The organism is Candidatus Poriferisodalis sp. (assembly GCF_965215815.1).
GTDB lineage: Bacteria > Actinomycetota > Acidimicrobiia > Acidimicrobiales > Poriferisodalaceae > Poriferisodalis.
This window is the reverse complement of sequence record NZ_CBDCEO010000012.1, coordinates 1698125-1712658: the sequence shown is the minus strand read 5'-3', so window position 1 is coordinate 1712658 and position 14534 is coordinate 1698125. Positions and strand designations below refer to the sequence as shown.

Sequence of the window (14534 nt, the reverse complement as noted above, 5' to 3'; positions counted from 1 at the left end):
CCATGGACCTGTCAACGATTACCTACGAGGTGCGCGACGGAGTCGCACACCTGCGTTTCAACCGTCCCGAGGGTGCTAACGCGGTGAACCCCCAGTTCTCACGCGAACTGCGGTCGGTGATGCTCGAGATCGAGTGGGACGACGCCGTGAAGGCCGTGTCAGTCACCGCTGAAGGCCGGGTGTTCTGCGCCGGTGGCGATCTCAAGGAGTTTTACGCAGCGGGAGACGGCCTGCCCAAGCTTGCCTCCGACATGCTCGTCGACTTCCACGGTGCCATCTACAAGATGAACCGAGTGCCCAAGCCGTTCGTTGCCGGCGTGGGCGGTGCGGCAGGCGGCGCCGGCATGTCCATCGTGAGTGCGTTCGACCTCGTGGTGGCCGGCGAGTCGTCCCGTTTCACCATGGCCTACACACGGGCCGGGGTCACCCCCGACGGCACCTCCACCTATTTCCTCGCCCGCCACATCGGCGTTCGCCGCATGCTCGATCTGACGCTCACGAACCGCACGCTCAGCGCCTCCGAGGCCGAGCAGTGGGGCCTCGTGAACCGTGTTGTGCCCGACGACGAGGTCGATTCGGCCACCGCCGAGCTGGCCCAGTCGCTCGCAGACGGCCCGGCATGGGCGCTCGGGCACGCCAAACGCATCGTGTACGAAGGCTTCGACACTCCGCTGGAACAGGCCGGCGAGGTGGAGGGCACCACGATCACCGCCGCAATGCGTACCCACGACGGGCGTGAGGGCATCGCAGCGTTCGTAGAGCGGCGCGCGCCCAACTTCACCGGCAACTGATTCACGCTGCAGCCAGCAGGGCTGTTAGCCAATCCCGGCGCAGGCTTGCATCATCTCCCATGAGTGCGGGGTCGACCGTCCTAGCGCGGAACGCTTGCGCGCACTAGACAAGGTGCGAGCGGCAGCGGCCGCGCGGTCGCACGTGCACGAGGAGCGCACACCATGTCCCGGAGGGAGATCGCCCCGGAGCCATTCCCTTGGCTGGACACCAGTCGCTATTCGTTCTCACAGGGCATCGAGGCCGCAGGTGCCGCGTGGCTGGCGGGCCAGACTGCGGGTGCGTACGACGCCGAGACGGGCCGGGTCACGGTGCGCGGCGATGGGGCCGAACAGGCCAGTGTGTGCTGGGCCAAGGTGGAAGCCGTGCTCGACGCGGCCGGTCGAGATATCAGTGCGTGCACCGAGGTCACCGAGTACATCACGGTGGCCGGCGCACCTGAGCGTGATGCGATCGCAGGCGAACGTCCTTACAGCCTGGGCTCGGCGGTCGGCGGCGTGCGGCCCTCGACGTTCATCGTGGAAGCGTTGGTGCGGCCCGAGGCACTGGTCGAGGTAGAGGTCGTGGCCGGCCAAGTTGACGGCCTTGTCCACATTCCGCAGGTCATCCCGGTCGACGACGACGGCAATGTGGTGCTGCCCGGCGACTTCGTCGGCCAGTGCGAATGGGCGCTCGAAGAGGCCGGACGGCGGCTCGAGCGTCACGGGATGGATCTGTCCCATGTGGTGCGTGTGGTCCAGCAGACCACACCGGCTACCCGCCGCCAGTACAACGACACTGGCGAGGCGCGTCGGCGGCTTCTTGGACCGCAATTCCCGTCGTCGACCGGGTTGCTGATGCCCGAACTGCCCCATCCCGATGCGCTTGTCGCGCTTGACGTCTGGGCATCCGCCCACCCCAAGACGGTCGTGCCCTACCAGGCCGAGGTGTACTCGTCACTGACGTTCAGTCCCGCAATAGAGGCCGGTGGATTGCTGTTCATCTCCGGTACCACGGCCTTCAACATGTCGGCGGGTGAGACCATGGCCGAGGGCGACATCGGCGGCCAGGCCGAGTTCGTGTACAGCGAGATCGCCAACATATGCGAGATGGCGGGCACCTCTATTGACAATCTCGTCAAGACCGTCGAGTACGTGACGCCCGACGGTGTCGACGGCTACCGGGCTGTCGGTGAGGTACGTCAGAGTGTGCTCGGGCGGCCGTTCCCTGCTTCGACCGGTGTGGTGGTGTCGGGGCTGCTCAGTCGCAGGTGGCTGATCGAGGTAGAAGCCATCGCGTCGATGCCCTGAGCCGGGGCATGACCGGGGGCATGACACAGCTGCTGACCGAAGAGGTGCGAGCGATGCTCGGCACCTCCGTGACCTACGTCGCACCGGAACAGCTCAGCCGGGCTTCGATCCGGTACTTCGCGCTGGCCATCGGAGCTGATCCCGAGCGGTGGCGTGACGAGGCGCCGCCGACGCTCATCTGCGAATCGGCGCAGCTGACAGGCCGCTCGGCGCCAGACGGGGACTCGTATCTCGGCCACACCTGGGAACTGCCGCTGCCGCAGCCGTGTGCGATGTTCCGGGGCGGCAACGACTATCAGTTCTTCCGGCCCGCCCGGTTCGACGACGTGATCCGCACCTCGTGGACGCTCGTCGATGCGACGCAGCGGCGTGACCGGGCAGGTGAACCGCTGTTGTTCGTCACCGCCGAGGCCGCCTACACGGCCAATGACGATCTCCTGGCGACGAACGCCGAGACGATGATCTTCCGGCCGCTCGGATCCGCTCAGCCCGAAGGCGCAGCCCCCGATGCCGAGACGACGGCGTCTGCGAGCGAACCCGAGGCAAGCTCCCCCCACGCCCGACAGCTGGCACCGGGGGAGTGGCCGAACGTCGGCACCGAGATTCCGCCGCTGCACCGCTGCATCGAGCTGCCCGACATGGTCGCCTACGGCGCAGCGACCTGGGACTGGCACCGGCTGCACTACGACCTCGCGTTCGCGCAACGCTTGGGCGCACCGGCCCCGCTGGTGGACGGCCAGATGCTCGGTGCCCTGCTGGCCGAATGTGTGCTGCGCTACGCCGGAGCGGGTGCCCGCCTCACCCGTCTGGCCTACCGAAACCGGACCCCCGTCCTCGCCGGCAACACGGTGTCGTGTACCGGCACGATCGCAACCGTCGACGACGCCGGTTTCAGCGTCGACCTGTCGGTGACCGTGGGAGACCGAATCGCTGTCGCTCCCGCATTCGCCCAACTGGCCTGGTCGTCCAGCTGACGCCAGGAATGCAGCTGCCTGCGGGGTGCGTTCTCGCCAGCAGCAGGTGATCGGGGCGGACCAAGCTCGATTGCGGTCAGAGATCTAGCATCGGGCGCCGACACGAAACGATCGAGATGCGGGGGCGTGGCGTGGATTTCTCCTTGAGTGACGAGCAGGCGCTGATCGTCGAGACCGTTCAGCGCTTTGTGGAGAGCGAGATCATTCCCCTCGAAGCCGAGCTTGATCCCGACGCTGGCGAACTGGCTCCCGATGATGCCGCCCGGCTGACGCAGATGACCCGCGACATGGGCTTCTACGGGCTCGACATTCCCGCCGAATACGGCGGACCGGGCCTCGACACCACCACCCGGGCCCTCATGGCCATCGAGATGTCCAAGCACCGGGCAGGGCTCTACAACCCGTGCTACGGCGTGTTCGGCGGCGCAGGACTGGCGCAGCTCTACGAGGCCACCGATGAGCAGAAGGAACGGTGGCTGTACCCGAACTTGCGTGGTGAAAAGACGGCCTGTTTTGCCCTCACCGAACCGTCAGGTGGCTCTGATCCGGGTCGAGCCATCCGCACCCGGGGCTTCAAGGACGGCGACGAATGGGTGCTGAACGGCTCGAAGCTGTTCATTTCCGGAGCCGACAAGGCTGACTTCGCGCTGCTGTTCGCCCGGACGTCAGATGACCCAGGGCGCAACGGCGTGACAGCCTTCATCGTCGACACCGACACGCCCGGGTTCAACGTACGCCGTGTGGTTCACACGCTGCGGGCCACTCGCTATGCCACTGAGCTGGAGTTCGTCGACATGCGGGTACCCGAAAACCAGGTGCTCGGGGAGGTGAACGGCGGTTTCGGCATCGCCAACGACCGGCTGAGCCGCCAGCGCATCCCGTATGCGGCCGGCTGCCTGGGTCCGGCAATCGTGGCGCAGGAAATGGCGATCGACTGGGCACGCAGCCGAGAGACGTTCGGCTCGGTGCTGGCCGAGAAGCAGGCGATCCAGTGGATGATCGTGGACAACGAGATCGACATCCGCCACGGGCGCTGGTGCGTGCTCGAAGCGGCCCAAAAGGCCGATCGGGGCGAGCGCTTCCGCACTGAAGCGGCCATGGCGAAGCTCGTCGCCTCCGAGGCTGCGGGCCGGGTGGTGGATCGCTGCATCCAGATCCACGGCGGCATCGGCGTCACCAAGGACCTGCCGCTTGAGCGCTGGTACAGGGAGCTGCGCATCCGCCGGATCGGCGAAGGCCCCAGCGAGGTGCAGCGGCTGATCATGGCCCGCGACATCCTCGGCGGCAGCTTCAAGTGACAGAGGCAGACGCGGTATCCCGCCCGCTGCCCCTCGACGGCATCACGGTGTTGGACCTCGGGCAGATCTACCAAGGGCCGTACGCCGGGTTCCTGCTGGCGATGTCCGGCGCTCGGGTCATCAAGGTGGAGCCCGTGCGCGGGGAGGCGCTGCGGTCGCGTCTCCATTCGCTGCCCTACGCCATGCTCAATTCCGCCAAGGAGGCCGTTTCGCTCAATCTCAAGTCGCCTCGTGGCCGCGAGTTGTTCCTGCAGCTCGCAACGGCCGCCGACGCGGTCCTGTGCAACTTCGCTCCGGGTGTGCCCGAACGGCTAGGCATCGACGCATCCACCCTGTGGGAAACCAACCCGCGTCTCGTGTTCGCGCAGGCCAGCGGCTATGGCCTCGACGGACCGGATTCGCAGCGAACAGCCATGGACCTGACGGTTCAGGCACACATGGGCTCGATGAGCATCACCGGCTTTCCCGATCAGCCTCCGACCGCCACTGGCGCTCGGTGCTCGAAGTGATCGGACGAGCGGATCTGGTTGGCGATGAGCGCTATCGCCGCAATGGGGATCGAGCAGATCGGATGGACGAAGTGGATGAGCTGGCCGCCGACGGCGTGATCTGACCAGCGCCTCTCTGACCAGCGCCTGCCTAACCAGCGCCTGCCCGACCAGTCCTGGGGCGCACCTCAGGCAGGGCTGAGACGGCCGACCCGGCTGGCCTGGTCGCGCTGGGGCTCGGGCAGCTCGCCGTAGTCGGCGAGGTGCAGCATCAGCAGCTCATCCCATCGACTGCGGTAGTTCGACGTGAACTCGCACCGGAACTGTGTGGCAGCAGAGTCAAGCTCGTTGAGTTCGCGACGGAGCGCAGACTGAATTCCGAACGGCTCACGGGCACCGGCAAAGCCGACTGACAGCACCGTGCCACCTGCGTCGGCCACGTGGTACACGCCCAGCTGCGCGGGCAGCGCTTCGATTGCCTCGTCGTCGAGTCGCCGCCAAGGCTTGTCGAGCCGGATTCCCATCGCTGATCCCTGCGTGTCCTGCCGGCTGCCCGACCGCTAGGCCGCAGCGGCCGGCACGTAAGCAGCCGTGCCCATGAGATCCTCGAAGTTCAGCCGGAAGAAGCGCTCCTGGACATCGGCGGGCAGGTGCGCCACTTCGCGGTCGAAACGGCGCAGTGGATTGCGGCCGCCCTCCACGTGGGGGAAGTCGGAGCTGAACATGCAGATCTCGGGATCTGAGTTCTCGATGATCCAGCCAGTGGGTTCGGTGGGATATGGAGTGACCCGCACTTGGCGCCGCACGTAGTCCGAAGGGCGAATGCTGAGCTTGCCCAAGCGCTGCTCGTGTCGTTCGAAGGCGTCAAACGCGGCCTCGAGCTGACGCAGGAAACCGGGCAGCCATACTGCGCCCAGTTCGATCACGCCGATCTTCAACGCAGGAAATCGCTCCAGCACCCCGTCGAAGATCAGCATCGAGAGCGCTTGGAGCGGGGCGGCGCAGATCGCCATGTACGACACGGAGCGGAAGTTCTCGCCGCCGCCATGGAAGTCGGGCTCGGGTGGCAGTCCGTTGTTGCGATGCTGCGGCGGCATCACCAGGTCGGGGATGCCGACATGCATCACGACCGGGATGCCGGCTTCCTGGGCCGCAGCCCAGACCGGGTCGAAACCCACGTGGCTGTGGGCGTGGTGCTTGGGCATCCGGTTCGGGATGAGCAGCGCCGCGGCGCCGTCGTTGATGGCCTGGCGTGCGTGCGGGCCCGCATGCTCGATCGACTGCAGCGGCACGAAGCACACCGGGAGCAGGCGCGGATCGCCCGAGCAGAACGCGATCTGGGCACGGTTTGCCGCCGTTGCCGTGGCGTAGGTGAGATCGGGTTCGGCTTGGTGCTCCATCTCTTCGATGAGCGTGTTTGGCATGGAGGGGAAGATGAGTTGGCTGGAGAACCCCAGATCGTCGAGCGCTTGGGAGCGATCGGCGGGATCCCAGGCACCGGGCGCCAGGTAGTTCTTGCGCAGCATCACCTCGGCGGCGGCCCCGGCACGGAACTCGGGGTCGGCCTGGCGAGCTCGGGCTTTCTCGATGTCGGCGAGAGCCTTCTCGTTGTCGCCCTCGTTGTCGCCGATGGAGAAATGGTCGAGCGCGTAGCGGATCACCTCGGCCGAGGCGAACGGCTCCAGCCACTCCGGCGGCTCCATGGTGTGTGCATCCGCGTCGTGGATGATCCGGTCCTCGACGTAAGCCATGGCAGTTCTCCCTGATTCCCCTGCGGCGCGCCCGACAATACCGGCCCGGCCAATGCCGCTCCCGGGCTCGCCAAACGGCGCGGTTCCGACACCCAGATTCTCAGTGTTGGTGAGGTCCGTCAGCCGATGCGGACCTCCCGAGCACGCCATACGGAGCGGTTCCGACCCTTGTCACTCAGTTCGATGTCGGTAGCAGGAACGCTGACATGAGATCGATTCGAGGACGCACTCCGCCACCGTCGATCTCGATCAGGCCAGCGCCTTTGAGACGATTCAAGTCGCGGGCGAGGGTGCGCGGCCCCGTGCGTGCGTACATCTGAGCCAGTTGCGGTGTCAGCCCGGCCACGTCGGCCCGAGGTACCGAGGTAGCTGGCTGCAACGCCATCACGAGAGCGTGCTGGCGCTCCGAAGCGGGGCTCGTCGGGAACGTCGACATCGTCTCTGCGACGTAGCTCTGCCATGTAAGGCGGAGATGCTGTGCCCGCACTGCCGTCGAGTGGTCGACAAGGCCGTCGACGAGCCCTTCGATGCCGTAGGCCAGGAAACCGAGGACATCTCGTTCGCGGCTGGCCGCAGTGAGCCGCACGTAGTACCTGTCCCGGGTGAGGTTGAAGTGGTTGGCCATCAGGTTGGCCGCAGCGAGAGGGACCATTCCCGAACGAGCGAGGATCAGGTACTCAAGCAGCCTGGCTGTGCGCCCGTTGCCGTCAGCGAAGGGGTGGATCCATGCGATGTACAGGTGTGCGAGCAAGGCGCTCATGACGGTAAGTGCGAAGGCATCCCGCTGTTCATCGACGTGTCCGGGCTCGGGTCGAAAGTCCTCGCCGCCGAGCCACTCGGCCAACCGCTCGAGCAGGTACCAGCAGTCCCGTGCGGGCGGGCCGACGTAGGGGCCCACGACAACTGAATGGGTGCGGATGGCGCCCGGCGATGACGCGGCGTCGGGATCGACGCCTTCGAGCACCCAGCGGTTCATCTCGCAGATCAATTCGGCACTGAGCCGGAGCCCGCTGTCTTCCAAAACCAAGTCGTCAAGTCGACCGAACGCTTCGAGGACGTTGCGCACTTCGCGTTCTTGGTACGCGCGTGACTCGGGCGCCGAGAAGGTGCCGGCGTGGATGCCCTCGACTTGCTCAACGGTCAGTGTGCTGCCTTCGATGGCGACGGTCGCTTGGGCTCCGCGAACGCGTGCGTGTTGGTGAAGGGCTTCAGCGACGGCTGGCGTGAGCGGCGTTCCCGACAATTCCGCACACCGCGCGTAGGCCTCGCCGATCTTCATCCACGAGCGAGCACCGAGGCGGCTCGCGACACTCGCATCGAAGTCGATCCACGGATGCATACCGATGTATTCGCGGTCGCTGTCGCTACTTTTCACTGAATCGATGACTTAGGGGCCGTGCTCATCGATGCAGTGTAGCTAGGAAGAATTCACTAACTACTACTAGAATTGTCCATGTAGTTGACCCACATGTTGTCAGCAGTGATGACCGACTGACATCCCAATGGCCGCAGCCGGTCAGTTCTTGTGGAGTTCGGGATTGATGCCTTCCCAGCGGGAGGGGTCGGCGACGCGCATCTCGATTGCGCCGCTGGTGCTGTTGCGGATGAGCAGCATGCCTGAGCGGCCTGAGATGTCTCGGCCCTTCACGACTGAGCCGTCGGGAAGCGTGATGCGGCTGCCCGCGGTGACGTACAGGCCGGCTTCAACGGTGCAGTAGTCGCCGAGGGCGATGCCAATGCCGGAGTTGGCGCCCAGCAGGCAGTATTCGCCGATCGACACGATCTCCTTGCCGCCGCCCGACAGGGTTCCCATGGTGGACGCGCTGCCGCCGAGGTCCGAATGCGCCCCCACGACCACGCCCGCGGAGATACGCCCCTCGACCATGGCGGGACCCAGCGTGCCGGCGTTGAAGTTGACGAACCCCTCGTGCATGACCGTGGTGCCGTCCGCCAGGTAGGCACCCAGCCGCACCCGGTCGGCGTCGGCAATGCGGACGCCTGACGGGATCACGTAGTCGACCATGCGAGGAATCTTGTCGACAGCCGTGACCGTGACCGGTTGGCCGACACCTGCGGCAGCCGTGCGAAGTGCGTCGACTCGCTCGGGCAGTACGGGCCCCGCGCTGGTCCACGCGCAGTTGGTGAGCAGGCCGAACACTCCGTCGAGGTTTGCCTCGTGCGGCCCGATCTCGCGGCGGCTCAGCAGGTGCAGTCGAAGGTAAGCGTCAGCGAGGTCGGCGGGCGGAGCGGCAAGGTCAGCGATGGTGACGGTCACGGTCTCGCCGACATTGACGCCGAGTTCAACCGCCAGGCATGACCGGGCCGGCGGCGCATCGGCGCTGGCTCCTGCAGGGAACCAGGCGTCAAGCCGCGTGCCCGATGCGACGTCCAGATAGCTATGCCCAACGGCGCTGATGCTGCCCGAGATGCTCATGGCCGCATCCTGCCATCGCAAGCCGCAAACCCGTCGCCGTATTCCGCCGCAGCGCCAGCCAGGCAAGTACCTACCATCGGCTTGGTGAGTCGCCGCAACACTGCGCATCGATGCCTGCGGGTCCTCGTTCTTGCGGTGGGAGCAATTGTGGCCGCCAGCCTGGGCGCATGTGGCAGCGGCGGCACAGACATCGTCGAGCCGGCAGATCTGTCCACTGGGCCAGCACTGCAATGGTCCGAAATGGACCTCGGATTCGACTTCGCCATGTCGCTGCAGTCCACGAGCGACGGGCGCGTCGTGGCCGTCGGCGGCATGTCTGACGGGGGGTTCGCTGCCCGCGTCACCGACGATGGCGAGGTGTGGTCGGCGCTGCCGCTGCCCGACGGCATCGCGCCGTTGGCGATCGATGCGCACGGTGTTCGCTGGGTGCTGACCGGCGCGCCGCCGGGCCGGCACGACGGCGCGGGTGTCTTCGGGCAGGTCTTCTTCACCGACGATCGTGGGGCGTCCTGGATCGAGGCATCGCTCGACTCGTTGCCTGATGAACCGCTGCCGCAGTACGCGATCCGTTCGATGCGGGTGGTCGAGGCGCTCACGTCAGGAGATCAGACGGTCGTAGCCGTCCTGACCTATTCCGGCTTCGACCTCGAATCGCTCCTCGGCGACCAGGGCCGGATACCCGACGGCACGCACATGACGTATTGGCAACCGGACGACGAATCGCTCACGGTCTCGTTCAGGGACATTGAGCCTGTTGACGGAGCCGCCGATGAGGCCGAGGTCACACTCTCCTACGTCGATCTCGGACTGACGCCCTCGCAGGTGGAGGTCGTCCTGAACGTTGAGAGCGATGCGCACATCCATCTGTTTGCCGGCTACGACGCGACGCTCGACTGGGTGGGGGCTTTCGGCGGGTCGGATGCCGCAGGCAAATGGACCGACGAGGGTTTCGTGCTGCTGCTCGATGACTGGTCGCATGTTTCGCCGCAGCCGCGAGCGCCGAGGGGACCAGATTGGGACGGCGTCATCCTCATCGTCACCCTCGATGACCCCAGCCGGCTCTCGTCCGCGGATGGTCACACCTGGCGTGCCGACCCGCTCAGCCAGTACACCGACAGCTCCCGTCGCGAGTCCTCAATGGTCGACGCATCAGGCGTGGTCTGGTCGGCATGGAGCGCATCAGACGGTCGGTGGGTGAGCCTCAATGCCGACAGCGGCAGCGGATTGTCGCAGGAGACGTCTCGGTTCGCGGGCATTGGCCGGATCGAGCCGCTGGCCGTCGGGGATGCGGGCCTTGCGGCTGTGGCGTGGCCGCGGATGCCGGACCGCTGGTCGTACGCACGCTCGGGTCGGATCGCCAAGGACGGGTACGAGTTGCGCTACGACGAACCTGATGGGGGACTGACGCTGTGGGATCTCGGCAGAGACGCCGCCGTCTACGAGTTCGCCGGCAGGAGGACCGAGGCACCCGAGGGCGCCCGGCAGGTCGGAACCGGCAAGTCGTACCAGCTTGTCTTCGAGGATCACAACGCCGACGAACTCGTGAGGTTCACCGCCACCGATCTCGAGCAGCTGTTCGGCCGATGTTGGTGGACGTCTGGAAGACCCAACGTGTTCTCGACGCAGGCACGCTGGTGGGCGGGCCCGTTTCCCGAGTTCAGGGAGTGGATTGGATGGTCTGCCGACGGTGTCGACTGGGGCTGGGAATCGATCGCCAGTGCTTTCAATCAGTGCGAGGCGGGAACGGACATCAGCCTCGCCGTCGGCGACGACTACGTGGTCGCATTGACACGTCGGTTCGTCCCGCCGCAGCGCCCTCCCAACGACGACAGCGCAGAGGCAGGAGCATTCGCACAAGCGGAGCACCACTGGTTCATCGCCCGAGTTCCCTGAGATCGGCGTCCTCTCGAAATTTACCTGTTACATGTAACGCCGAGCGAATAGGCTGGGGTCATGGAGGAGCAGCCGGACACATCCCCGATCGCCGCTCGCGTCAGCAAGCACCGCAAGCGCATGCGCAGGCAGGGTCTGCGCCCTGTCCAAGTGTGGGTGGCGGACACGCGTCGCCCCGGGTTTGCCGCAGAGGCACGAAGGCAGTCCGCGGCAGTCGCGCGGAGCCCTCACGAGGCAGAGGATCAGGCGTTCATCGACGCCGTGTCCGATCTCGACGTATGAATCGCGGCGACATCTGGACTGCGGCGGGCGGGAGCGGATACGCGGGTAAGCCCAGGCCCGTAGTCATCATTCAAGACAATCACTTCGACTCAACCGCCTCGGTGGCGGTCTGTGCCTTCACGACCGACCCGACCGAGGCGCCGCTCATCCGGCTGCCCGTCGAGCCCGACGACTCGAATGGCCTCAACCAGCCGTCGAGCCTGATGGTGGACAAGATCACGACGGTGCCGAGAACTCGGCTCGGCCAACACGTCGGCCGCCTCGCCGATCAGGACATGACCAAGCTCGGGCGTGCCCTTGTGGTCTTCATAGGGCTGGCCTGAGCTACTGCCGGAGCCGCAGCGTCAATTCGCCGCTGGTGGGACCCGGACGATCTCGATTCGCTGGCCGCTGCCGAACAGCGAGCGCGCCAAGTCCCGCACATCCGAGGCGGTGACGTTTGTGGCAGCCCGTTCGATGCGCGACGCGGTGGGCAAGTTCTCATCGCCGACGACCCGTCGCATCTGCAGCAGGTACGGGCGCCACAAACGGCCGCCGAAGTGTGCGTCGTTCGTCACGATGCTGATCGCTTGATCGAGGTCCGACGCACTCGGGCCAGCCGTCGAGACATGCTCGATGGTCTCGTGGATCCGCCGTTCAATCTCGGGGAGCGCGTCACCAGGGCCGGACGCAGATATGTATGACCACAGTCTCGGTTCCGGCTCGTACAGAGGAACGATGAATACCTGAACTGAGTAGGTCTGTCCGAGGTCTTCGCGAACGCGCTGAACGAGATGTTCGTTCAGCGTTGCGGCGAGGACATCGGCCGTCGCGACAAGCTCTGGGCTCACGGACCGAGGCAGTTCGAAGTAGTAGTCGAGTCCCGATTCGGCAGCAGTATCGGCGTGAACTTCGATCCGTCGCACGCCCTGCGGATGCGGCGGTCTTCGGTCGACCCCGGCATCGGCGGGGCGGGTGGGCAGCGAGCCGATGTAACGAGCGGCAAGATCTGCGACGTCGTCGGAAGGAACGTCTCCCACGATCGCAAGTGTCAGGTCGTCGACACCCACGAAGCGCTCGGTGTAGAGCCCCAGCAGCCTGTCCGCCGTCATCATGTCGATCTGGTCCGCTGCCGGAAGCGGCCAGAAGTACTCGCTGTCGCCGAAGCGCGCCGTGGCATAGGCCGCCTGCGCTACACGCACCGCTGACGATTCTGCTTCCGCTGCTGCGTTGCGAGCGTTCTGTTGGGCGGCGCGAGCCGGCCCTTCGCTGACCCGCGGTTCGGTGAGCAGCAGATGCACGTATGCGAAGAGCGCCTCGAGCCCGGAGTTTTCGACTTGGCCGAGAAAGCCCTCGGTGGTGTGCTCGACAAACGGTGTCAGCATGATGCCGGACTGCTCGACCAAGTCGGCCACCTGAAACGCCGACAAGTCGCCAAGTCCGCTGGCGGCGACTGCCTGGAGCGCAAACGCTGCGAGGGCTGCATCAGCCGGGTCCAGCAGCGACGTGCCGCCGTGCGATTCGATCATGACGTGGACGGAATCTCCGCCGTAGCCAACATCGTCGAACACGACGCGGGCGCCGTTGGCGAACCTCCATTGACGCACGGTGGTTCCGCCGTATGCGTCAATGTCGATGGTCTGAGAGCCGGTCGGAGGAACGGGATTCGGCGCATCCATGAACGCGGTCGCCGTCTCGTCCACTGGCAGCGGCGCCGCGGGAGCGACAGCTCCAATCGCGGACTCGAGTTCACCGATCGGCGGCAGATTCGCCTCATCGGAACCTGCAGCGACGACGATCGGGGCCACTCGGCTCATGACCCACCGGTGGTAGTCGTTGAGTTCTGCTGCGGAGATCGAGTCGAGGACCTCAGTCGCGCTGGACAAGCGGTCAGCCGCAGCGCGTAAGTCGGCACCCCGCACGAAGTGGTCGGTGAAGTCTGCCTCGTAGCTGGAATCGTGCCGCCACGTGACCCCTTCGGTTTCGCGTTCGATTCCTGCACGAACGCTGGCTTCGGCTCGCTCTAGCTCGGCGCGGGTGAACGGGTGCATCTCGGTACCGCGCACGACCGACCAGAAATCGGCAGTCGACCGAGCCAGGTCTGAACCCTGAACGTCGGCCGTGTGGTACTGCACTCGGGCCGCAGGGTTCATCAGGTCGACACCGGGCGCGTTCGCCTGGGAGAGCGTTCCGGTTTCGTGTGCTCGAGACAGGCGCGCATCGAGCATGCGGTGAATGATCTGATCGAAGATCCGGAATCTCTCCCCGCATGCGGTGCCCCGGCGCCACGCCGGCGTCTGCCAGTTGATCGAGACGTAGGGGACGCCCACGTCGGCATGCACAGCGTGGGTGAACTGAGGAACCTGGGCAATCGACGCTGGCCAACGCTGCGACGCTGGGACCGGTCGGCCCGACGGCAAGCGCTCGAAGTGGCGCTCGACGAGGTCTTGCAGCTCCGACTCGTCAAGATCCCCGACGGCGATGACCGCCATGTTCTGCGGTACGTACGACGTGGCGTAGAAATCGAGAAGGTGACCCGGAGTGATTGCGCTGAGTGATGCGTGCGTGCCGCCGATACGTCCAGCCTCGAAGGGCGTCCCGATGAACATGAGGTCCTCGATCGCCTGACGCACATGGCCTTCGGCGCTGCCGGCGCGCAGATCGAGCTCGTTGCGCACGATCCCCCGTTCGGCGTTCACGTCGTCGGGAAGGATGGTCGCCGAGGTGGCCCACTCGCTCAAGATCTCGAATGGGACGTCCAGCTTGTCGATGAGATGCTCAGTGCCACTTGTCGTGATCGACATGAAATAGACGGTTGAGTCGTAGGTGGTGTACGCGTTCTCGTCGGGACCCAGCTCCAGCCCAATGTCGCGGAGCGCCTCGTTCAATTCGTTTCGAGGGAATGACTCGGTGCCGTTGAAGAGCATGTGCTCGACAAAGTGCGCGGTGCCCTCGGCGCCGACGGGATCATGCGCCCCGCCGGCTCGTACAACGAGGCGCAGGTCCAGGTGCCCCGCCGGTGCGTCGTTCGGCCTGACGTAGTAGGTCAGGCCGTTCTCCAGCGTGCGCAGGATCGTGTCATCGTCGGGCGGCAGTAGCTCGTGCGTCGCTCCGTTCTCGAGGCAGTCGTGGGCCGCCGCCACGATGGGGCTGGCATCGGCGGGCAGCGCGAGCGGTGTTTCGAGCGGAGTTCCGATGTCCGCCGGCTCGTCGACAGCCGTTGAGCATGAGGCAAGCACGATGGCCGTGGCAACGGCGGCGCCGAGCGTTCGCGTGAGATGGCGGGGTTCTCGCCGCAGCAGCTTCACGCTTCCCCTGTCCCTCCGCACGCCGATCGGCCATTCTGGCCTGCCTTCG

General features: G+C 65.9%; 13 protein-coding genes. 8 read left to right on the top strand and 5 right to left on the bottom strand.

Annotation, left to right across the window (positions count from 1 at the left end):
• Positions 1-2: 2 nt before the first annotated feature.
• The 5 genes from ACOOHB_RS09520 to ACOOHB_RS09500 all read left to right on the top strand — a co-directional run bounded on the left by ACOOHB_RS09520 (position 3) and on the right by ACOOHB_RS09500 (position 4859).
• Complete coding sequence (locus ACOOHB_RS09520; protein ID WP_420444545.1) at positions 3-791, top strand: enoyl-CoA hydratase/isomerase family protein; 789 nt, start codon at positions 3-5, stop codon at positions 789-791.
• 162 nt (positions 792-953) lie between these two features.
• Complete coding sequence (locus tag ACOOHB_RS09515) at positions 954-2078, top strand: RidA family protein (protein ID WP_420444544.1); 1125 nt, start codon at positions 954-956, stop codon at positions 2076-2078.
• A 20-nt stretch (positions 2079-2098) separates the two neighbouring features.
• Positions 2099-3052 (top strand): hypothetical protein, encoded by a 954-nt coding sequence (locus ACOOHB_RS09510; protein ID WP_420444543.1) that lies wholly within the window; start codon positions 2099-2101, stop codon positions 3050-3052.
• A 131-nt stretch (positions 3053-3183) separates the two neighbouring features.
• A complete protein-coding gene (locus tag ACOOHB_RS09505; protein WP_420444542.1) occupies positions 3184-4350 on the top strand; it encodes an acyl-CoA dehydrogenase family protein in 1167 nt (388 codons plus the stop codon).
• Positions 4347-4859: a CoA transferase gene (locus ACOOHB_RS09500; protein WP_420444541.1), complete on the top strand. Its 513-nt coding sequence runs from the start codon at positions 4347-4349 to the stop codon at positions 4857-4859. Before ACOOHB_RS09505 ends, ACOOHB_RS09500 begins: the two co-directional genes overlap by 4 nt.
• A gap of 167 nt (positions 4860-5026) precedes the next feature.
• Here the strand turns inward: ACOOHB_RS09500 and ACOOHB_RS09495 are convergent, their stop codons facing one another.
• The 4 genes from ACOOHB_RS09495 to ACOOHB_RS09480 form a co-directional block, all read right to left on the bottom strand.
• Entirely contained in the window at positions 5027-5362 is a 336-nt protein-coding gene (locus ACOOHB_RS09495) for a DUF7508 domain-containing protein (RefSeq protein WP_420444540.1), read from the bottom strand.
• A gap of 36 nt (positions 5363-5398) precedes the next feature.
• A complete protein-coding gene (locus tag ACOOHB_RS09490; RefSeq protein ID WP_420444539.1) occupies positions 5399-6589 on the bottom strand; it encodes an amidohydrolase family protein in 1191 nt (396 codons plus the stop codon).
• Positions 6590-6764: 175 nt separating this feature from the next.
• Positions 6765-7964, bottom strand: a complete 1200-nt coding sequence (locus ACOOHB_RS09485) for a Fic family protein (RefSeq protein WP_420444538.1) — start codon at positions 7962-7964, stop codon at positions 6765-6767.
• Between the two features lie 141 nt (positions 7965-8105).
• Positions 8106-9023 carry a DapH/DapD/GlmU-related protein gene (locus ACOOHB_RS09480; protein ID WP_420444537.1) on the bottom strand — a complete coding sequence of 306 codons (918 nt, stop codon included), beginning with the start codon at positions 9021-9023 and terminating at the stop codon, positions 8106-8108.
• 84 nt (positions 9024-9107) lie between these two features.
• On the opposite strand from ACOOHB_RS09480, the gene ACOOHB_RS09475 reads away from it, so the two are divergent.
• From ACOOHB_RS09475 to ACOOHB_RS09465, 3 genes are read left to right on the top strand one after another with little or no spacing between them, the layout of a single operon-like run.
• Positions 9108-10916 carry a hypothetical protein gene (locus ACOOHB_RS09475; protein WP_420444536.1) on the top strand — a complete coding sequence of 603 codons (1809 nt, stop codon included), beginning with the start codon at positions 9108-9110 and terminating at the stop codon, positions 10914-10916.
• Positions 10917-10976: 60 nt separating this feature from the next.
• Positions 10977-11198, top strand: a complete 222-nt coding sequence (locus ACOOHB_RS09470) for an antitoxin MazE family protein (protein WP_420444535.1) — start codon at positions 10977-10979, stop codon at positions 11196-11198.
• On the top strand, positions 11195-11521 hold the full coding sequence (locus tag ACOOHB_RS09465; RefSeq protein ID WP_420444534.1) for a type II toxin-antitoxin system PemK/MazF family toxin: 327 nt from the start codon (positions 11195-11197) through the stop codon (positions 11519-11521). Before ACOOHB_RS09470 ends, ACOOHB_RS09465 begins: the two co-directional genes overlap by 4 nt.
• A 21-nt stretch (positions 11522-11542) precedes the next feature.
• On the opposite strand, the gene ACOOHB_RS09460 is transcribed toward ACOOHB_RS09465, so the two are convergent.
• Positions 11543-14485 carry a M16 family metallopeptidase gene (locus ACOOHB_RS09460; RefSeq protein ID WP_420444533.1) on the bottom strand — a complete coding sequence of 981 codons (2943 nt, stop codon included), beginning with the start codon at positions 14483-14485 and terminating at the stop codon, positions 11543-11545.
• Positions 14486-14534 lie beyond the last annotated feature (49 nt).